The following is a 21,073-nucleotide window of genomic DNA, read 5'->3' as shown; positions in this document are numbered from 1 at the left end:
AGTGCGGGCTGCCCTGAACGGCATGCGGGTCATGCTTTACCGGCCGCACCTTCAAAAAGACACTGAGTCGTGAGCCGTTAAATCCATGCGACGGTTTGAGCGAGCCGAGAACATCGACCTAAACTGAGGGCATTTTGGCAATGCGGCAGTGTTTGCTTGAAGACTGGCACGATGGATTCGGTCACAACGACTGCCGCGGCGCCTGTCCAGCGTGTTAAGGAGGGCCTTTAATTCGCCGTCCAGAGAGCGGAAAAGTACGATTCGTCATGTCCACGCAAGGTATGGCTGTAACGTCTTCCGCAATCGGGCCGCCGCGATTGATACCCTATTTTACATGCGTTGGCGTCCGCTCCGCGTTCATGCCATCTTTTTGACGTGTTCAAACGTCGAGATCGGTGTTGCCATAGGTTCACATTCGACGAATGTTAGGTTGGTCTGGCTGAATACACCCATAATGTCCATCCAGGCCAATCGGCTTCGGTATTGCCAACGAGCAACATTTGAATTGCATACTGAAAATTTGGGCCGACTCGCACAATAAACGACGCGGCCATTCAGGTCGCGACAACCTGCCGCCGTTTCGAGACCGTGTCGACCTTCTAGTTGTGGATCTTACAAAGCACAATTTGGTCTGCCACTCCGGGCTTGGTGGCGTCTAAAACCATACCGCGCCGCAGTGTGACTGGGTGTCAAAAGCTTATCTCGTTCCGGCTGCGAATTTCCCTCTTGTGGAGGAGAGAGGAGACACCCCATGTCGGGGATGCTACAATCTACCGACTTGGTGGCTAGTGACCGTTTTTTGAGGACCGTTCGCGAAGCAACCGAAAGATGCAATTTTTTGACCCAATTTGCATAGCTGGGGCAGCGGAGACATATGTCCAGAGAGATCGTCCAGAAGTATGTATCGCTCCGGCGAAACCATTCTGCATGGCTGCTCCTTGCTTCGCCAAAAGGTCCACTTATTCTCGCCAGCCTCAAGAATCTAATCGAGTCGAATCCAGCCGGTGTAGATTTCGATGAGGCAGTGGAACGATTGGCTGCCGCCTTTGCAGAATATTCAAACGACTCCGAGTTTGATCTCGACAGCGACCACCCATTAGAGGCCAGAAGAGAGCTAAGGCAGTGGTTGAAACGTGGCCTGATTGTAGAACGCGGTGGCAAGATTCTGGCGACCGATGCCTTTCAGCGATCCTTAATGTTTCTTGAATCACTCGAGGATCACACGATGACATCAACGGCTTCGCGGTTGGCCACAGTCCAGCGTGCGATCGAAATTCTCGAGTCCCAACTGAGCAGGAGCCAAAGCGATAGGGAGAAGTCTCTTCAAGTTCGGATTGAATTGTTGAATCAAGAATTGAAAGCTGTTCAAGCTGGAAATTTTGAAGTCCTTGATGGATCGAAGGCGGAGGAAGGAATCCGAGAAGTGTATCAACTAGCAATCAGCCTACCAGCTGATTTTCGACGAGTTGAAGATTCCTATCGTGATGCAGATCGAATTCTCCGCCAAAGAATCATTAGCGAGAAGCAAAACCGCGGCGAGATTGTCGATGAACTACTTGATGGGCATGCGCAGTTGGTCCAAACCGTAGAAGGGCAAGTTTTCGAGAGTTTTTACGCCCAACTGGTCAAATCATCCGAGCTTCAAGAGATGAAATCTCGACTGCGGGCAATCCTTGAAAATGACAACACGGACCGTGCACTTGGCAGGAAACAGAAAGCTGAACTTCGCCAATTGGTTTCACGACTGGTACAGGAATCCGAACGCGTTATTCAGGCGCGAGCTCGAAGCGAAAGGGACGTGCGCGGTTTTCTCAAGTCTGGCCTCGCGGACGAGCAGATGCGTGTGGGGGCGCTCTTGCAGGAAATATTCCAGGTAGCGTTGGAGCTAGATTGGCAATCGCAAAAAATGCGACGATCGGCTAGTCCGCTACCACCACTTGCTATATCAATCGCAAACTTACCAGTGATTGAACGTCTTCTTCCGAAACAAGTCGGCGACGACTCTACAGATACGCTGGACTTAGAAGTTAACGAAGCTGATCCAAACGCGATGGATGACGAGTTTTGGAAGGCATATCATGCGTTAAATCGAACGGAGCTATTCCGCCAAACACTTGAGTATCTACAGCAGCTCCCAAATTCACCAACGATTGGTGATTTAGCCCTGTCCCTTCCACCTACACATGATCTCGAAACTCTGGCGTTTTGGCTTGCGATGGCAAGGCAAGCCGGGATACCACCCGAAGATGCGACGGAAACCATCGATTTAGTTGACGACAAAAATGAAGGGACTCGGTTCCAGGTTCCTACTGTGAAGGTCAATTACGAGGCAGTGAAGAATCTAAAGGTGGAGAGTCTCGAGTGACGAACATTTTTGACCAAATGGCATCGGAAGAGGGCCCAGGTGATCCAACTGTCGAACACGCACTTGTCACCGACGATACGCCTGCGCAACATTCAGCCAGTGTTGAGGATGTTGGACAAACATCTCCTGATATTAAGGCGGTCGTGCAGGAGTTACTCAAGCATGGATATGTTGAAGAGACGAATCGGCAAGAACTATTTCGCCGCATTATTATCCATCAACAGTCAATGAGCAAAGCATTGGAGCCACTCGATCTTACAGTGCGGATTGACTCCCATCGCGGCGTAGCTTTCTTGGTAATTGCCCCCAAATCGTCCTTGACTAGGCCGTCTGAGGTCGAATCTGATGAAGACAGCTGGAGTCATCCACTCGTAAGAAAACAGCGACTTACTCTGGAGCAGTCCTTGCTGGTAGCCGTCTTGCGGCAAGCATTTGTGATGCACGAACAGGAGTCTGGTGTCGGGCAGTCGCCAGCAAAGATTGCGGTCGATGAATTGCTCCCGAACTTCTTGGCCTATTTCGGCGAGTCGGGAAGTGACTCCAGGGACGAGAATCGGCTCCTCCAGTTGCTCGATCAACTCAAGGCTCACGGGATCGTTTCGGAGGTTGACAAGAAACATGAAGTCACGATCCGGCCGCTCATCGCTCACTTGGCAAGCCCGGAATCGCTGAAACAATTGCTCAGTATTTTGAAAGATAAAAAGCAGCCAACGAGTGACGCTGATATACCCGATGGCAGTGTGGAGAGTGCATGATGCTAGAGCGTCCTAATTCTCAACCTGCAACGTCTCGCAACGAACAACAGAATCTCTTCGCGGACGAAAGCGATTTTGACCATGTAACTAATACGGGACCAGAGTCTTCATACCTGTTGAGTCAGCTGGAAGTCTACAATTGGGGACCGTTTCGGGGTATTCATAGGGCGCAATTTGACCCTGCCGGAACTGCCATCATTGGTCCAACCGGCAGCGGAAAAACGACTCTCGTCGACGCTCTCATGACGCTATTGGTTGCATCGCCACGCTACAACCTAGCATCCACTGGAGGGCATGAGAGTGACCGGACGTTAATCGAGTATGTGCGTGGTGTGCTTGGCGGCGACGGAGCTGAGGGGAGGCAAGAAGTCGCGCGTCCTGGAAAAACGATGAGCGGTATTTGCGCGACGTACATCAGTGGCGAACAAGTACTTCGGTTGGCGGCGCTGTTTTGGACGGAAGGCAGTGGCAACTCTGCTGAGGATCTGAAGCGAAGGTGGGTGTTCTCTCTCGCGCAAGATCACACCTTTGAGAAGTGGCTTCGTATGCTTAACGACGACGGAGTCCGCCATCTTCTAAAAATAGGCCGCGAGACGGCTGGTCTACGATTCTTTGAGAGCAAGCGATCCTACTTGGAACGCGCCCGAAAATTCTTCGATGTTGGCGAGAACGCATTCACGCTTCTCAACCGTGCGGCTGGATTGAAACAGCTCAATAGCATTGATGAGATTTTTCGAGAGTTGGTTCTCGATGACAAATCTGCTTTTGATCGCGCTATCGAGGTTGCTGCCGAGTTTGACAACCTTGCAGCAATCCACGCGGAGCTGGAATTAGCAAAACAACAACAAGAGTCACTCGTGCCGGTATTCAACGAATACAACAGTCTAAAACAAGCCCTCACCAAAACCAACGATTGTCGACTTCTCAAACGCACCCTTCCAGTTTGGTTCGCATGCTATGCTGACCGCCAATGGGGTGAAAAAGTCGATCAACTCGGGACACTTCTTCAGTCATCCAAGAACGAGCTTGAAAAACTCTGCAAGACAGAAGTAGAACACGGCCTTTTTGTTGATACTCTTCGCGAGAAGTATTTGTTGCTAGGTGGGAATGTTATCGGTGAGTTAGAAAACACGATTGCCATTCAAACGCAAGTTCGCGATACACGCCGACAAAGTGCTGACCAGTATCGCCAGCTGATTGGACGACTTCAACTCGCAGACGACTTGACTCTTGAGACATTTAATTCAAATCAACAAGCCCTTAAAGAGCGTTTTGAATGCGAGTCAGTTGCGAAAGAGGAACTCTATGATCTCGTATTAAAGGCAGATTCGTTTTTGCGCCAAAAAGAATCCATCGCAAGAGAAATTGAACAAACTCTGGTCAAAGTGAGACAAAGGCCTGGCTCCAACATTCCACCTAAGTACCAGGAATTTAGAACGGAGCTATCAAACCAACTGTCACTAGCTGATAATGAATTGCCTTACCTCGCCGAACTTGTTGAAGTTAGCTCTACTGAAACCATTTGGCGCGGTGCTATCGAGCGAGCAATCGGTTCAGAGAGATTGCGCATCCTTGTTCCTCGATCACATATGAGACAGGCATTGGAGTGGGTGAATCACCGCGACAATAGGTTGCACGTACGGCTTTTGGATGCCGATGCTCCCGCTCGCAGTGGTCGTCTCAATATCTTTGAAGATGGCTTTGTTCGGAAACTCAATTTTAAAACTCATCCTCTTTCGGAAGCGGCAAGACAGCTTCTCTCTGAACGTGACTTGCACTGCGTCAGTTCGGCGAAGGATTTGCAGAATGTCGAACATGGCCTGACCAAGGAGGGTATGATGTCTGGTCGCCGTGGGAAATTCGAGAAACAGGATCAACGTAGCTTGAGCCAAGACTGGATGACAGGCTTCGACAATAAAGATCAGCTTGTGTCCCTCGCAGGCCAACTTCAATCTGCCGCATTGGAAGTGGCGTCAGCCAAGCAGGATTATGAAGGGAAGAAGCAAAAACTCAAAGCTGCAGATGAGCTTTTGAGAATGATCGATGTGCTCCTTCAACTTGACTTCACTTCTGTAGATTTGCCCAGCGCAGCGGCTGCCTTAGCGAAAAGCGTTGATCGACTGGCACTACTAAGGGCACCAGATTCCGACGTTATCTTGGCAAAAGTAGAGTTCGACAAAGAGAACAAGCAACTTGCTTCGATTCAAAAGTCAATTAATGAACTCAGGCTGAGGATCAATCGGGATGAATCGCAATACGAACATGCAAAGCGGGAACAGGTGAAGGCTCGAGCTCGGATTGGTTCAGCTGCTGAGGAGGTCGACCTAGAACTAGCGGAACGAAAGATAAGACTGTCCCCTAATGTTTTGGTTGAGGACTTATACGACGAAGAACGTAAGTGGGCAAAGATTGTCGAAGAAAAGCTGCTAAAGCATGTCGACCGAGAAAAAGAAATTGAGAAGCAGCTCGTGCGTCGTATGGGGATAGCAAAGCATATCGATAGCGGTAGCTTAGCGGATGTCGGCACGGAAGTCGATGACGTCCCGCAATACCTTGAACGCCTTAGGGTCTTGAATGAGGAAGCTTTGCCTGAAAAGCGCGCGCGATTCTTGGAGTACTTGAATCGTTCCTCGGACCAAGGAGTAACGCAACTTCTGGCGAGCATCGATGAAGAGGTAGATGCAATTGAACAGCGAATAAGCGAGCTGAATCATACGTTGGTAAAGGTCGACTTTCGCGAGGGGCGTTATCTTCAACTACAGCCGCAGAGGATCAAGGACGAGCGACTGCGGGCTCTTAATATCGCCATGCAGAAGGTGCGGAGTGCAGCACTAAAGGACGACAATGGAGAGAGTCATTTTCGAGCGCTACAGGGCATGGTAGCAATCCTTCGAGAAGCGGGAGAGAATCGCCGACTCCAAGGATCTAAGGCGCTGCTTGATCCGCGATTCCGCCTGCAATTTTTCGTTGTTGAGGTCGACCGCAAAAGCGGAGATCGTTCACCGCCGCGAACTGGTTCACAAAGCGGAAGTGGAGGCGAGAAGGAGCTCATGGCAAGTCATATTCTCACAGCGTCACTGAGCTATGCGTTGTGTCCGGCGGGCGCGTCGCGCCCGCTTTACGGCACTGTGATTCTGGATGAAGCGTTTTCCAAGAGTTCACCGTCAGCAGCCAGTCGCATTATCGAGGCGCTCCGTATTTTCAGCCTGCATCCAATCTTCGTAACTCCGAACAAAGAAATTGGTTTGTTAAAGCAGCATACGCGGAAGGTTATTTGCGTGCAGCGTCCAAATAAAGATGCAAGCCTGACCTCCATCTCGTGGGAGAAACTTGAGCAGCTGGCACGAACACAATGAAATCTCCAGGGGAACTGAGGGTTGTAGCACGGCGACAATGGGAGAACCCAACCTTACGGGAGTCGCGGCTTCTGGGCGGAGCGTCTGCATGGCCATTGCGTTTCTCTATTGGACGACCTTCGCCACGAAAACTCAGTGGTGCTCTTGATGACGTTAAACAGCACATCGAAGCGTGGCGGCAAGTACGAATTGGTCAGGTCGTGTGGGAGCCGACTCAGTATCGCGCAGCGTCGACACCAGTCGATATCCCAGTCACATGGCAGTTCTCAAAACCGAGTGAGTGGATCGAAGCGGCTGGCGAATACTCGGTGCGTCAAGAGTTCCAATCGATGGCGACTCTCGTTAAGCAAACTGCTACTGAATTCCATTCGCTTTTTGTCCGTAGAAGATCGCTCTGGTTGGGTAAACCGCTTGACGAAGTCTTACAAGCATCGAGCCTCGCGATGGCGATCTCACCAGGCTGCGCTCAAGGCCAGCCGTTGCGAACGATCTCACTGGCAGGTATTGACACCAAATTCTTCGAACGCAATTCTAGGCTAGTCACCGCGTTGCTGGATGTCCGATTTGACGGTGAGGTTAGCCGTATTGGATTAGAGAGCTTCCTCGGAGCATTTCGAGAAGGTGATCGTTGGTTGTTAGTCGTGGATCTGGACGGCTCGCTTCTTCCGTTCAGAAAGATGCGTGTGCGTGCTTCTGAGTTGAAGGAAGTTGGTCTTCCCGGAAGTTGCCTGCTCGTCATTGAAAATGAATCTTGTCAACATCACCTTCCTGAAGCAAAGGATACTATTGCAGTATTGGGCGCTGGATTCGACTTGAGCTGGACAGAGGGGCGGTGGCTGGTCACCAAAAAGGTTGCCTATTGGGGTGACATCGATAGTTGGGGACTACAGTTCTTGGCGAAGGCACGGACAGCGATTCCACATCTAGAACCCCTCCTGATGACGATGCAAGACTTTGATGAGTTTAAACAATCAGCAGTGTGCGAACCCGTCGTGGCTGGCACCAGAGTTCCTGACGGTCTTTCGGACGTAGAGCAGGAGCTATACGTTCGTTTGCTTGGCGAAAGGCAAGGAAGACTCGAGCAGGAGTTTCTGCCATTAAACAAAGTAAAACAGCGAATTACGGACTGGCTGACTCGCACGAGTTGAAAACTCGATTACACAGCAAACTGTTGCGTCATCGCCCTCGATAATCGAGTGGGAACTGGTTGAACCGGTTTCAGCGGGGATCGTAATAGGCTGGCTGGCGGTGTGATTGGCGTTGCTGATCCGCTCGGCTCGATTCCGATGGAGAAGGCCGGAGATCGCCGCCGGTTGTTGTCAGATGGAACACGTTTCGATACATTTCGCAAAGCTAAGGACCGTTTTTAGGTTGGTTGCAGGCTTGCACGGACTTCGGTCTCGCGTTGAATGCCATTGCAAAACGGCGAGAAGAGGGGAAAATTCTTGGAACTAGACAGCATGGTGACTGTAGTTGGCACCGTTGTGACTTTGGCTGGAACTGCCGTCACGATTTGGCAAGCAACTCAAGCTAGGACCTATCGAAACCAGCTCAAGTCAGACATCCGAAAGTTCGGTCTCACAACAGTAATTGAACGGCTGAAGCGAGCCCAAGATGAGATTAGGCGTCTTCCTACTTCCAATAAGAACAAGGCTCGTGGTGTGCGCCCCCAGGAGCTTATTCAGAAGATTCGCGAACATTTTGATCATGCACTTGGAACCATCGATGCAGGTGGACCTGATGCAAGTCTCCGATCACTTCTGACAGGTGGACAAACCAAACTAAACTCTTACGAAGTTTCGTGGAATGCTGGGGACCCCGCTGCCGAAGACGTTCACGAGCTTCAGGCAAAGATGCAAGATGCGGTGTCAGAGTTGAACGCAATTATTTACCAATTGGAGGGTAAGGCATGAACAATGAAGAGATCACCAGGGAGCTTGAAAAGCTAAAGTTTCAAGTCCGCACTATTGGGGAAACCATCGATACTCGAAAGCACCCGGTAGAATCGCTCATATTGTCACTTGACTGGGATGAAGGAGAGATCGATCTTGCCCACGACATTTTTGAAAAATATGACAACAAACTTGAAGAGGGTGAATCCGTCAAATGGAACGAGTTTGAACACGAATTGAAAGATGCACTAAAAATTCACTACCAAACCGTCAAATCGATCGTATTAGCGTTCTATGATAATGATCAATGGACGAGCGTTTGTTATGGATATGCAATGAGCTTTGAACCGACCACCCCCGTGGAATTTCATAGAATCACTCGAAAACTTGGTGACTGACGCTGCCCCCTTGCGTGCTGTTGTCGCATGGAATGTCGAGAGCTTGGACTTGTGATTTGGTGAGTTACTTAATCGGACGATTCCTATATCAGAGAATAGTTCAGCAGCCGTTACACCAGCATGTCGTGGCTGGCACTCTCGGTGGCAGAACGCCTAAGTTTGTCATAGATGTGGGTCGTGGTGATCCGAGCAGATCCGGCACCTTTCGGGCAACAGCGGTGCGATCAACCAGTCTGCGTTCTATAAATTGAAACGTAGGCTTTTCTTATTTCCGCTCGACAAGATGAAGTACTAGTCGACGGATAAAGTGGGTTCATTCTTCAACCTCGATTTTCCGCTGTAATCTATATCTGCGTTCGCGATCAAGAAATGCCTGTTCTCCTCCTTCTAGAATCTCGCATACGGCTTTCCTGATGCTGGGATTTTCGATCGCCCCGCATCGGTAGGTAACATTGGGCAATCCGCCATCGACATTTGTCTCTGATGCAGCGACGATTACTTGATCGGCATCAGTATTAACAACTAGATTCGCATTGTGGGTAACAATAATGACCTGTCGTCTCTTCCTTGCTTCTCTGAAATGAGGGACCAATTCCTCAAAGACGGACTTGGGATCAAGATTCTCTTCAGGCTGATCGATTATAAGAGGGCGTCGATCTTGTGCATCAATTACAAGGTACAAAAGCAGCAAGACGATTCCGCGAGTACCCGGTGAAAGCTGTTCAATGGCAACTCCGTCATATGTAATGCTGTATTGCATTTCGATATGTTCAGTGCTGTAAAACCAAGTTGCAACCTGCTGAATCCATGCTGGTCGCTTGCTTGGGGTAATTGTTGTGGGCATCGCCTTAAGCACTTCAGGGTAAGTCGTTCTGATGAATTCTTGCATGGCCGCACCGACATCTTCTGCCGTTCCGGCTTGCCATGCGGGCAACAACAACTTCTCGACATGTTTCTGCAATGCCCCATGACCGCGAAGTTCTGACTCTTTGCGAAGATCGAGAAGCTGCTCACCAGCGTTTATCCATTTGCTAACATCTATGTCGCGAGAGACGGAGAGCCGTAGCCTTTTCAGAGACCCTGTCGCGTCCTTAAGCGTTAACTGAAGTGGCGCATACAAGTCTTCTAGAATCTGTTTCTCATCGAGAAACGATTGAAATACTTCGACGTATAACTCCCGTCGTCGTTCCACAAGATTCACTCGTCGAGCTTCGGCACCTTTGGCATCTGCTAGTTCGAGTACAGATTTCTCCTGCTGCTTCTCATCGGCAGCTACCTGCTGTTGAAGTTGGTTGTAGCGTTGTTGTTTTCGTGCATCCAACCCGACTTGCTCCTTGGCCTTGTCGCGTGCCGTTCTCAGGATATTCATTGGCCATTTTTCATACGGTACAGTGGAAAGGTCGGGTGCCGTCCCATCTCCGTTTAGAATAGATTGGATATGCTTCCCGATAGTGGCCGCTCTCTCATTCAGAATCGAATCGACATCGCCCTTGAACACCATTTCAAAGCCAATCCAATCCTCGGCTGATAGACCGGTCTCCGAGAAGGAAATCATTAGAGTATTCAGTTCTTGCGGAGCGATTTTCTTTCTGGTGTTGTCCACTTCTCGATAGAGGTCTTGTACTCGAAGCTTTGAGCGATTCAGTTTCTCTACCTCAAGGTTCATCTTTAATAGGGCTGCTTCAAGTCTTGCAAGCGTCTTTGCATGCTCTTCTTTGTCAGTGGGGATCAAGGTAGCCATTTCGCCTTTGAATTTCGCAATTCTCGCCAATCTCTCTTTTTGCTCTCTTTCGATAGTGGGAATTCTGGCATGAAGTAACTCCTCGGCGTTGACTTGGCCGGACGTGTTTTCGATGGATTCTTGGGCAACTTCCCGATTCCTGCGAACTGGCTTCAAGTAGACTTCCGCAAGCTCTTCAAAGGAGCCCGCATCGCACCGATCTGCTGGCTCAGTTGCATCAAATACGACGCGTTCAATTTCCTTTCTAAGTTCTATTGCCAATCCCTCAGCAGAACAAAGTTGCTCGACGAATTGCTGAGACAAATATCGCACTGATTCTTCACCAGCATCTCTCAGGCGTAGATTCATCCATCGCGGAACACTTGTCCCGTCGCCCCAGAAGGTATGAATCTCCGCTTCGTTTAGGTAATTGACCGGATTGGATGCACGATGAATAAAAGATGTCGGCAAATCGAGTGGGGAGGTGACATTCGATCCTATGGCAAGAATGTCCGCTAGTGCAGTCTTTCCTGATCCACGGGAACCAATTATTGCCACGAGGCCATTATTAAACGGAATCGAATCATTCTTTATCCACGGTGTTTTCTTCGTGGATAGGCGTTCGATACACTGACTTGCATCATGGCGTGTAGGAGCATGTTCCCCAATCCAAACTCTAGCTTCAGGCTCCAATAGTGCTTGTCTAAGAGTCTCAAATGATGGATCTCCTTTGATCCAGCAATATCTATTGTCATCTGGCTTGCAAGTCTTTGCGACCGAGTGAGCATCGCATCCGTGCAAGCATGGCTTAACGCCACCATAAACCGACGTCAACTTTAGAACATCTGCGGCGGTGCTCTTCCCAAGCCAAAACTCACGGGTCTTTGCATTCGACGAGAATATCACATTTGCAAAACCCTCAATCTCTTGTCGCAAAGCCGAAAACGATGCATCTGCCTGGAGGCCAGCAGTGCCATCATTGCTGCTTGCTGCGACACCAATTACGCAGTTATCTAACACCCACTTATCACCCCTAAAGAGCTTTCTCAGGTCTTCAAGAGTGACCTTGAATTGATTGGCACCCTCGCGACGTGCGGCCATATTATCTGTCAGAAGGCCATTATGAGCGCGACCAAGCCGCTCAAAGTCCGAAGGAGTACAGCGATACGGGCTGCCTTGGTACTCGAATGCAAGACTTAGTAATGCCCCTTCGATACGTTCGATGTGGCTGGGGTCATCGGGACTAAAGAGCAGATGGAGGTTAATTCCCTTTCGCTTGTCAGTTTCGATGGTCAATCGAAATTCGACATTTGGAAACATGAACTGGACATTTTTAAGTCTTCCAGCATTTTTGTAGTTCCAAACGGCTTTGTATGTATCGATACAAAGATAATCGGTTACTCCTAAAACCTCGACTGCTGGCATAGCCTTTTCAATGGCATTCAGATATCCCTCCCAGTCGCCAGCAAATTGATCGTTTAGTAGTGTGCCGGGTGCATGTAAATGTGGATTCCAACGACGCCAATGCGAACCGCTTTGAAAAGACTCTATATTAATTACGCTCATGTTGCTGCCATTCAAAAGGTACGAGTCTCGTGCAACAAACGAAATTACTATCGGCGTTTGCATTGCACTGTTCGAAGTACATCCGAACAGCATTGGAGATAGACTATTTCATAACGGAATTGAACTCAACTGACCGTTGCGCCTAGCGAGAAAATGCTTATCGCATCGTAATGCCAAAGGGCAGCCTTCTCTTAAGTGTGGCCAACTAATACGCTGCCTAGAACTGCTCCGAATATCTCCGATCCCATGCGAGATAATGCTCCCGGCAAATCTCGACCGAATTGCCCATCAGCTCCGAGAGCATCTCAACGCTAATCGGCTTTTTTGTCCAATAATCGAAAACGAAAGATCATTTTTCAATAAGGCAAAGTTGAAATAAACTTAGTCGTGGACACAACCATCTTGGATTCCACTTTCAAAGTGAATTCCGCAACTCATTTCCATTTCTGAGGTTACGCGTTCCAATTCCGGTACAGAGATTTAGGAATCGCCCCTGAACAACCCTTTGAGTCGTGATTGGAGACGATTTTTGCCTCGTAAACGAAAACCTCGATCTCCCATTTATCTCATTGGGCAAAGCCTCAACAGGGAGGTCGATCCAAACCTCAATTGGTAATTAAAACCCTCGCGAAGTTCGGAAATGGACCGTAGATGTGTCCTGTAACATCCATCCGACGAGCCTATCTGGCGCGTGGCCAATTCGACAGATCCTCTCAGCGAGCGCAGCTAAGAAGCCACCTACAAAAAGTATTCGTTTCAGTTCCAATCGTCGGACCCGCAGGGCCGACGTTGAAGACTCCGGCTGCCGAGCAAATGCAAGAGGCGTTTCCACCTGTGTCGGATGAAAAGTATCAGTCTCCTTGGCCTCGTCCTCTCCCTAAAGAACGGATCTCCGAGTTGCCAGATTCACTGTCGTGGGGCAAAGAGGCTCCACTTCCGGTTGTCAGGACCAAGCGACGTGCCACCTTCGCTCCCGGTGTTGATCGCCCTCAGACGCCCATCTTGCCACAGTAGAAGCTTCTGCTGCTGGATACCTTGCAGCGGAACGGGCGGTCTGATCAACTAGCCTAGAGGCTCGAAGAAAGGAAGCAGACTACCTGGGCTGACCAATCGGACGATTCTGATGCTCAAGCAGGCACACCCTGACTAGGGCTGCGAACGGATCGGCGACATGCTGGTTCGCGGCCCGGCATGAACATCTATTTTCAGACGGCCAACTTATCAGAGCCTAGTTCTTTGCCATTCGCCGCCGATCCGGCTTTGGCATTCCCACGGCGCGAACGGAAATCCGGTGCTGCCTCGCCATTATCGGCAGCGAACTTGGCGAGTGCCATTTTTAGGCCGCGAGGCGTGTATTCGAGTTTTGCCGCGACATCTGTAACCAACATACCTTCGGCGAGCATCTTTTTTGCTCGCAAGAGCTTCAATTGTCGTCGATCCGCGGCGGTCGGAACCGGCAAGCCTCGCTTTTCATGCCACCATTTAATCGCTTTGGCAACGGTGGCGTCCGAAACTCCTAAAGCCCTGCCAATTTCCAAGTTGGATTGCCCTGCTATCATGAGTTCATGCACCTGGTTGGCGATTTCCTTGTACGAGGGGACTTTAATTTGCTTAGATTCTAACTGTTTTCGGCGTCGCTTATTATTGGGACGCGGCAAGCCGCGTTTATCGTGCCAATGTTGGATTAGCTTGGTAACGTACGCTGGAGAGCAGCCCATTTGCTGGGCGATCGCATTAAGAAGAAGTCCATCATCCCAGAGTCGTTTCGCCGTTTCCGATTGCTCGTCGAGCGGGTCAACCTTTTTGAAGTCGATCGTCACTTCCTGAACGGTGTTCGAGTCCGCACAACAAACTCCGGTCAATTCCTTGACAACAAAACCAGCGACATCAATCCGCAATCGGCCCTGCAGCCAACCCTTCGCTTTACTACGTTCCCCCATCTGATGCACTTCAACTTTACCCAGAATTATGCCTTCCATCGATAGGCGCATCTTACGAAGCAAGGATTCGTCCTTGGATGTTAGCCCCTGTTGTATCAATTCTCTTGTTGCGTCCAGGAACTCGGCAACCTGTTCACGGCTCGGCGTCGGAGGTGGTGACTGCTGTGCGGCCTCGATGGAACTGAGACGGACGAGTACGTCATTTTGTTGTCGGCGAAGATCCTTGAGGATCAGCATGGTCTGACGCTGTTCATCCTCAGAAACCCCAGGGTTGCGACGATTGAAGTCGATGGTGGCCTTGAGCTCGGCCGCCCGTTTTTTCAGAGCCTGCAGAATATAGGGGTCCTCTTTTTGCAATTCTGCGGAACGACGTTCGCATTCCTCGACTACCGAATCAATAAGTTCTTCCGACGGTCGGATCCAATCGATAAGGTGATCGCACGTCAATCGCAGAGCCAGTTTCCGATTCAAGTGAGTAAAGATCGGTCGACTATTTGATTCGATGTAGCGGCAGCACGGACACAGCAACATGCGACCATTTGCCCCCCCGGCTGCAAGTCGGCGACCGTGCTCTGGACAGACAAACATACCTTGCAAAAGGCGAGGTCCTTTATCACGGTCTCCTGTCGTAGGTTTTCGCCCCGACTTGCTTGTTTCGGCAGCAAGCAGCGTTTGAGCGGCATACCAGCACTCATCCGGAATGATCTGTAGATCGTCGAAATGGGCTTCCCTCAATGGGGCTTGCCGGGGAATTTGAGCAGCATAATCCTTCTTGCTCTTCCACTTGGTCTCCGTCGCCCCATAAGCCCACCAGCCGCGATATAGGGGATTGGATAGGTGCTTTCGCACCAAAGCATGCGTCCAAAGGCCGGTAATTGAATTCTCCGGGGCAGGGGCGTTCTCGTCTGCGTTGAGCTTCCTTGCAATCTCCGCAATACTGATCCGATCGACCACATACCAGTAAAAGATCCGAACTATCCATTGAGCGGATTCAGGATCAATGACGATCCTTCGCCGAGGACGCTGCCGCCGCGTCAACTCACCTTCAACGATTTCACCGGTGTAGCCTAGGGAAAGGGTCGTATGGACCATCTGCCTGTCGAACAGCCCTTCGTGTGATGCATTAATATGCGCCCCGTATACGCGGACTTGCGCCTCATCAATGTTGGCCAACGCCTGTAAGGTCGTTCGCCAGTTATCCCCGTCGGCGGTGTCGATATGCGATTTGACGAAGATTCCACGAATGCCTTGCTCGACCAAATCCTCTTCAACAAACTGCAAGCACTTGTAGGCTCGTCGGTAGAGTCGGGACGTGGTGAAGACCATGAGCGTTTGGATGTTTCCCGCTTCTAACATCTTCCTGAGAGCCATGAGGCCAGGTCGCCGATCTTGAAAGCCGCGAACTGCAAGGTCGAAGAAAACGTACTCGCGCGGAATATAGATGTCCAACCGTACGGCATCCTGGAGGATCGATCGGAGTTGATCTGCGATTGAATCTTGAAATCTCGTCGAGAAGCGAGCGTAGGCTGCGCCGATACTATCGGCACCTTCTTGCGAGATTCTCGTGTAATAGTCCTCCAGCAGGGAGTCGATCTCTTTGACCGTCTTTGCATGGAACTGATCCTGTTGACGACGAATCTCCTCCTTCGTGCGTTTCACTTTCTTCCGCTTTGCCGGAGCCGTCTTCCCCTTGACGGTAGTTGCAACGGCTTTTTCGCTGAAATCATGGAGCAGTTTCTCAAGCTTGGCCGCCACCAAATTGGGCTGCATGTCTAGCTTCCCGTGAATCATGGAGATGCACGGCTTGCCACAGAATGCTAGCAGGCGACCACCAGGCCGCGGCTTCGCAAGCCGTAGCCGAAGTCTAGAAACGAATTGTCGCGTAACGGTCGCCTGACGCGACAATTCTCCAATACGAGAACTTCCTTAATGATCAACATGAACACTAGACGCCGTGAAGCGTATTGGCCTACTCCCACATTCAAGAAGGTTTCGGCTAGTCCTCAACCGTTGCGGACAAAGCTTCAAACCATCAAGCAGGCCACGTAGGTAAATGTCGATGGGGATGCGTCGCTTCATTCTCGCATTGAGGAGCTACTGGATCTGGATCCTGGATCAGGACAGAAAGAGACAAGAGCAAATGGGGATTGCGGGGCGAAAGCAAGAAGAGGGAATTACAGAGTTTAGAGTTGGAAAATGCGAGTAGAAACGCCTTTACGGGTGATCGCAGGAATCCGATCGACCGGTAGCTCTTAGCTGTATACCCGAGTAAGTCCAATGTCCATCAGTCCTTCACATGCAATTTGCTTTTGCGGAAGAGAACGTCAGCGATACCTTGGTCGCATTATCTTGCTACAAAACACTAAAGTAAAGGAACGAACTGACGGGTGACGTTCCTTGCTATATTCGCCAATAGGATGCCAGCACATAACAGAGCGGTGGGACAACACATTGCCGCTATCGTTGATCAATTATCGAGTTCCGCGACAAGCGACTTCATCTTTTCGATACGCTGCACGAGGTCCTTTTTTGATTCGCTAGCTGCGGCTTTAGAAAACTGTTGAAACTCACTTACCAACTGGCGTACTTCTTCCTTATTCGATGAGCGTATCGATTTGGAGGCCAGTTCCGCTGACTCGGCAAGCTCCTCTGACGCTGCGGCAAGTTCCTGGGGATGGGCAGTCTTCACGGCACCTTCCAGCGAGGCAACATAGCTGGAGAACGTCTCCGCCGTGGAAGGACCGGTGTCCTCCGGCGTGTTACTGCAACCAAAAGAGGCCGCCAACAAGACGATGGAAAGTGCGATACAAGCGTGGTGGTTGAAAGTCTTAAGCATTGAAAGGTGTCCTACGAAGAATCGTCCGCAGATGGGGAGCGGGGGTAAGGAGCACACTGCGAGTCGAGAATTCCCATACTCGCAGCGTGCGTGCCCCTTTAATCAATACTATTCCGAGATGACCATGCCGTCGGCAATCATGCCCAGGCGCTGAAACACGCCAAGCTCGTCGGTGACGGCTTGCTGGTCTGACCAGGTATTGCAGAACCACTCCGGACAGTTTCCTCGATCGGAATTGATCGTCTCGGGAACGAAATGGACTGAGGCATCGGCATAGACAAAGTTTGCTCCGCCAGGGTGCAATGATCGGAAGCCACCACGTGACTCCGGACCGTTCAGGGTAAAGGAAACACCGCCAGAAACGTTCTGCACACCATCGGTAGAGCTGCCTTGTCCGGCGCGTCCCGGACCAGCCCACACTGCGGCTCGACCGTTTAGGCGATAACTTCTTTCCCCCACCGCAATGGTGTTGCTTGTTCCATCGACGATGTCGCGAAAAGAACGGCCATCGTTGCCAATAAATAGCCCCAGCCCAGCTGGATGTTTCGTTTTCGTTGTCCCTTGAGCACTTGAGAAGCCAACGCAAGCGATGTAGTTGGACAGGGGAACCTCTAGCGTGTTGATGTGTTTCGTATCGTTCAGTGGCGGGCCAGTGTCGGATGGGCAAAGAGCGATATCGATGGTCGTCATTAACGCCAGATCTTGAGCGGTTGGTGAAGACGCACTGTACTCGGTCTTTACCTGCTGAAGCGTTTTCGAGGTTACGTTCAGTGCATCGTGAAGGTTGGATTGTTCCATGAATGGAAGAATGAGTGCGTTCCAACCCCATGCCGAGTCATTGGTATTGCTATGGACCAACCAGCCTGGGGGCATCGTTCCGTATGTGTCGTGGTAATTATGAAGGGCTAAACCCATCTGCTTGAGATGATTCGTACAGGTCATACGACGAGCAGCTTCTCGCGCTTGTTGGACGGCCGGCAAGAGAAGTGCGATGAGCACTCCGATAATGGCGATGACGACGAGCAATTCTACAAGCGTAAAGGCTCGTCGAGATGATTGTGCAGAGGATGAGGCATTACGAGACATCGAATGGGTTCCTAAAAACAGAGAAGAAAAATCATCCGAGGCAAATTGACATCGTCATTGCGAGCGATTGAGGCTGCGCTCACGAGGCACGTCGATGGGGTAATCTGCTGATTCGGAAATAACACTACATTGAAGGGAGTTGTAGAAACATTTCAAATACGTATTGGAGGTCTTGTAAGGATGTTTAAGTCGTTTCCTAGGCGGCAAGCGACGAACGGATCGGTCAGAGCGACCAATCACGATCGTCGGTCACACTTACAAAAAAGTTATCGCCAGCTTCGATCACAATTTGGTTTTTGCCGGCCGCTAGTGCGACGGCTACACGCTTCTTGCCAGCATGCCAACCGGTCCATTCACTTAGTCGCAGAACCTGTTCACCATTGACCCAGACTGCGTGAACGGAGGCACCGACGTTGACATAGGCCGTCTTCGGTGCTTCGCATTCAATCTGCGATACGGCCACAATCCCTGGGCGATAGTTCGCTGGCAGGCTAGTGGCGTATCCGCGTGAGCGATCGCGGTAACCGACCAGGTGCGACTCATCGGCAATTCGCTTCGCAAACGTGTTTTCTGGAAGAGGGAGCGAAATCTCCTTCCAGGACACGTCTGTCTGAAGAGCACGCACGACTTGTGCCGTGAGTGGCTGGTCGTCTTCCTTGGTCTTGTACTTCCAGTCTTGGATCACTCCCGGAAGCATCGAAATCTCGATCGTTCGATCAATGTCACCGTCTGAATAGCCCAAGCTCTCCAGAATTGCTTTCGCCAGGAGACGGTGCCCATCAAACGAGGGGCGTCGACCGTCGCTGGAAACGAGATGATCCTGCTGGATTGGCGATGAAAGAAAGTGGTACTCGGCATCGGCAATGCGATATCCGAATTCTCGAGCGACGCCCATAACGATTTGACGATACACTTGTTGCCGCGTGCGAATCTCGGCAGATCCAGCGCTGAATGGGTAGTCAATCACCAGTACAGGCTCAATGGAAGTCGCTTCTAGTCGGCTACAAAGCTGTCGAAGTTGTTGCTCAAATGTACCCGGGTCGACTGAATTGATCGCAAGCTCCGTCCCAAATTCCAAAACCGCATGAGTCGGAGCGAATGCGGCTACGTGTTGTTGGAAGTTTGCCTCGTCGAAGAAGAACTGAAATGTCATCCCCGAATTGAAGTAGCGGACATCCGCGTGGGTACCAACTTGCTTGAGATACTGCTTGATCAAAAGTATGTAGGTCTCTTGATCGGTCGCGCTATCGCCCAGGAAAACGATGCGTGCGTCGCCTGGGATCGGGGCAAATTTGCCCAAGGAAGTTCTCTGCCCTGGGGCTTCCTGAGGTTTCTCCTCTTTGCCGAATCGAGCAAGATCGAACGGAGTAGGCATGATGTCGCCCAGCGTGCGATCAATTCGCCCCGCTTCGCCGCGAAGTATGGGGACGACCGATCCATTGCTGACCGACTTGGCAACAACGACGCCTTGCGAGACATGAACTTCCGTTTCCCCTGAGTTGTCGACCGAAACATTGAACTCAGTTCCCAGGTCGACGATATCGCCGGTCGGTGTGAGCACTCGAAAACCGACCGCGGAGTCGGGCGCGTGAATGGTCACGTCACCGAAATCGAGTTGGATTGCCTTGGCGTCGAGTACTTGGAACTTCGAGGGGCCACGGAGGGAGACTTCGGCGCCACTATTCATGACGATGGTGGCGGAACCAGAAGTAAGCTCCCAGTTTCCCCGATGAATTTGCCCCAGTTCATCTTGAGGCTGTCCTTCCGACTGCCATCTGGCGTCTTCGCTGTGTGTGATTTCGCCAAGCGACTCTTGCGGTCTGGCAGGAGCCCATAGGCTTGCTCCCCAAAGTCCGGCGAAGACGATCGTAAGGCTAAGCGCCAGGCCCAAGATCCATCCGGAAGACCTGGCTCTCAGGCGATGTGGTCCAGGCTTAGCTGGAAGTTCGAGGCTATCGATATCATGGCCGGCCGCTTGAAACAGGTCGGCATGCAGCCACATGTACTGCTTGTAGATTTGTTGTGCATCCGGCGATTCAAGAAGTTCCGCAAGTCGCTGATTGCCTTGCTCGTCGAGCTGATCGTCGAGCAGACGATCTAATAGCTTGAGCAATTCTTGTTCTTGTTGTGAGCTCATGTCGTCGATTTCTACTTTAGCTGTGGGTAGCCACTTTGCGATTGATACAGGACATCAGGACGCGGCGGATTCTTCCCAGCGACTTGTAGAACGCATTCGCAGAGAAGCTTGTTCCCCGCGAAAGTTCTTCGATAGATTGGTTTTGTTCCGCATATCGAACTTGGATCAACTTTCGGTCCGATTCTGGGAGCTTTAACAGGCATTCTCGCAAGGCCTGCTTTCTCTCCTCGTAGATCGCTTCTTCGTCTTGACTCTCGGTCAGCAGGGTTTGCAACAGCTCTTCGCTCAGGAAAGCGTGCTTGCGGCTGCGGCGGTGGAAGTGAAGGACTTCATTTCGGGCAAATTGTCGCGCCCATGGGAAAAACGGCATGGCATCGTCATAGTTGCCAAACTTCTTCCACATCGCGGTTGCCGTGTCTTGAAGGACGTCTTGAGCATCAGAATGGTTGCCAACCATAGGCAGGATGAATCGCAGCAGCGCATCCTGATGCTGCACGAGTAACTGCACAAAACGGGATGTCTTATCGGGCTCTGACAAAACTTACCTACGCTTCCGAGGATAAGGTATCTGCTACGACTGGCTGAATATCTCCCCGATTTTGGCACATCTGCCGTTAAAAATCTGAAAAAAACGATTTGCCCCTATTCAAGGGAGATGACACTCCTCGCCCAGACGGGTCCCTGGCATCACGTAAAAGAACGGATTTCCTTTGAATTTCTGAGGCTGATTTCGTCGACGCGCGCAGATAGCTACTACACAAAGTGACCTTATTGCCCTCTTATTCGCATCCAGTGTCGATCGGACATCGTCCACTCTTTCGTCGCTTTTTGCGGATATATCCTATCGGTTTTCTCCCCGATTGACCTGCTTCGTTGACTAGGAGTCGAGAATGCGTGTTCCGAGACGATCTCGGGTTCTGAGTACCTTTATTTGGTGCCTGCTGGTTGGATTCGCCTCAGTTTCGGTCGTGGTCGGGGAAGACTTTCGGAAGGCCGAGTTGCTTCTGGAGAATCACTGCACC

General features: G+C 50.8%; 12 protein-coding genes. 6 read left to right on the top strand and 6 right to left on the bottom strand.

From position 1 onward, the window contains the following. The first annotated feature begins 874 nt into the window (after nucleotides 1-874). From LA756_RS02295 to LA756_RS02270, 6 genes are all read left to right on the top strand, one after another. Nucleotides 875-2,365: a DUF3375 domain-containing protein gene (locus LA756_RS02295; RefSeq protein ID WP_224438268.1), complete on the top strand. Its 1,491-nt coding sequence runs from the start codon at nucleotides 875-877 to the stop codon at nucleotides 2,363-2,365. Then, a complete protein-coding gene (locus LA756_RS02290) occupies nucleotides 2,362-3,120 on the top strand; it encodes a DUF4194 domain-containing protein (protein ID WP_224438267.1) in 759 nt (252 codons plus the stop codon). Before LA756_RS02295 ends, LA756_RS02290 begins: the two co-directional genes overlap by 4 nt. Further along, entirely contained in the window at nucleotides 3,117-6,476 is a 3,360-nt protein-coding gene (locus LA756_RS02285) for an ATP-binding protein (RefSeq protein ID WP_224438266.1), read from the top strand. Before LA756_RS02290 ends, LA756_RS02285 begins: the two co-directional genes overlap by 4 nt. Further along, nucleotides 6,473-7,624, top strand: a complete 1,152-nt coding sequence (locus LA756_RS02280) for a DUF3322 domain-containing protein (RefSeq protein ID WP_224438265.1) — start codon at nucleotides 6,473-6,475, stop codon at nucleotides 7,622-7,624. The genes LA756_RS02285 and LA756_RS02280 overlap by 4 nt, the downstream gene beginning before the upstream one ends. 312 nt (nucleotides 7,625-7,936) lie before the next feature. Then, complete coding sequence (locus tag LA756_RS02275; RefSeq protein WP_224438264.1) at nucleotides 7,937-8,389, top strand: hypothetical protein; 453 nt, start codon at nucleotides 7,937-7,939, stop codon at nucleotides 8,387-8,389. Beyond that, nucleotides 8,386-8,766: a hypothetical protein gene (locus tag LA756_RS02270; protein WP_224438263.1), complete on the top strand. Its 381-nt coding sequence runs from the start codon at nucleotides 8,386-8,388 to the stop codon at nucleotides 8,764-8,766. Before LA756_RS02275 ends, LA756_RS02270 begins: the two co-directional genes overlap by 4 nt. A 313-nt stretch (nucleotides 8,767-9,079) precedes the next feature. Here the strand turns inward: LA756_RS02270 and LA756_RS02265 are convergent, their stop codons facing one another. The 6 genes from LA756_RS02265 to LA756_RS02240 all read right to left on the bottom strand — a co-directional run bounded on the left by LA756_RS02265 (nucleotide 9,080) and on the right by LA756_RS02240 (nucleotide 20,559). Further along, nucleotides 9,080-12,052: a TrlF family AAA-like ATPase gene (locus LA756_RS02265; RefSeq protein WP_224438262.1), complete on the bottom strand. Its 2,973-nt coding sequence runs from the start codon at nucleotides 12,050-12,052 to the stop codon at nucleotides 9,080-9,082. 1,205 nt (nucleotides 12,053-13,257) lie between these two features. After that, a complete protein-coding gene (locus LA756_RS02260; protein WP_224438261.1) occupies nucleotides 13,258-15,762 on the bottom strand; it encodes a recombinase family protein in 2,505 nt (834 codons plus the stop codon). A 697-nt stretch (nucleotides 15,763-16,459) separates the two neighbouring features. Then, nucleotides 16,460-16,828 carry a hypothetical protein gene (locus LA756_RS02255; protein WP_224438260.1) on the bottom strand — a complete coding sequence of 123 codons (369 nt, stop codon included), beginning with the start codon at nucleotides 16,826-16,828 and terminating at the stop codon, nucleotides 16,460-16,462. A 108-nt stretch (nucleotides 16,829-16,936) separates the two neighbouring features. Further along, complete coding sequence (locus tag LA756_RS02250; RefSeq protein ID WP_224438259.1) at nucleotides 16,937-17,914, bottom strand: DUF1559 domain-containing protein; 978 nt, start codon at nucleotides 17,912-17,914, stop codon at nucleotides 16,937-16,939. A gap of 223 nt (nucleotides 17,915-18,137) precedes the next feature. Next, nucleotides 18,138-20,051, bottom strand: a complete 1,914-nt coding sequence (locus tag LA756_RS02245) for a FecR domain-containing protein (RefSeq protein ID WP_224438258.1) — start codon at nucleotides 20,049-20,051, stop codon at nucleotides 18,138-18,140. 16 nt (nucleotides 20,052-20,067) lie between these two features. After that, nucleotides 20,068-20,559 (bottom strand): sigma-70 family RNA polymerase sigma factor, encoded by a 492-nt coding sequence (locus tag LA756_RS02240; RefSeq protein ID WP_224438257.1) that lies wholly within the window; start codon nucleotides 20,557-20,559, stop codon nucleotides 20,068-20,070. Between the last annotated feature and the right edge of the window lie 514 nt (nucleotides 20,560-21,073).

Origin of the sequence: Bremerella sp. TYQ1 (assembly GCF_020150455.1) — a bacterium.
Lineage (GTDB): Bacteria > Planctomycetota > Planctomycetia > Pirellulales > Pirellulaceae > Bremerella > Bremerella volcania_A.
This window is presented reverse-complemented; position numbering and strand designations above follow the sequence as displayed.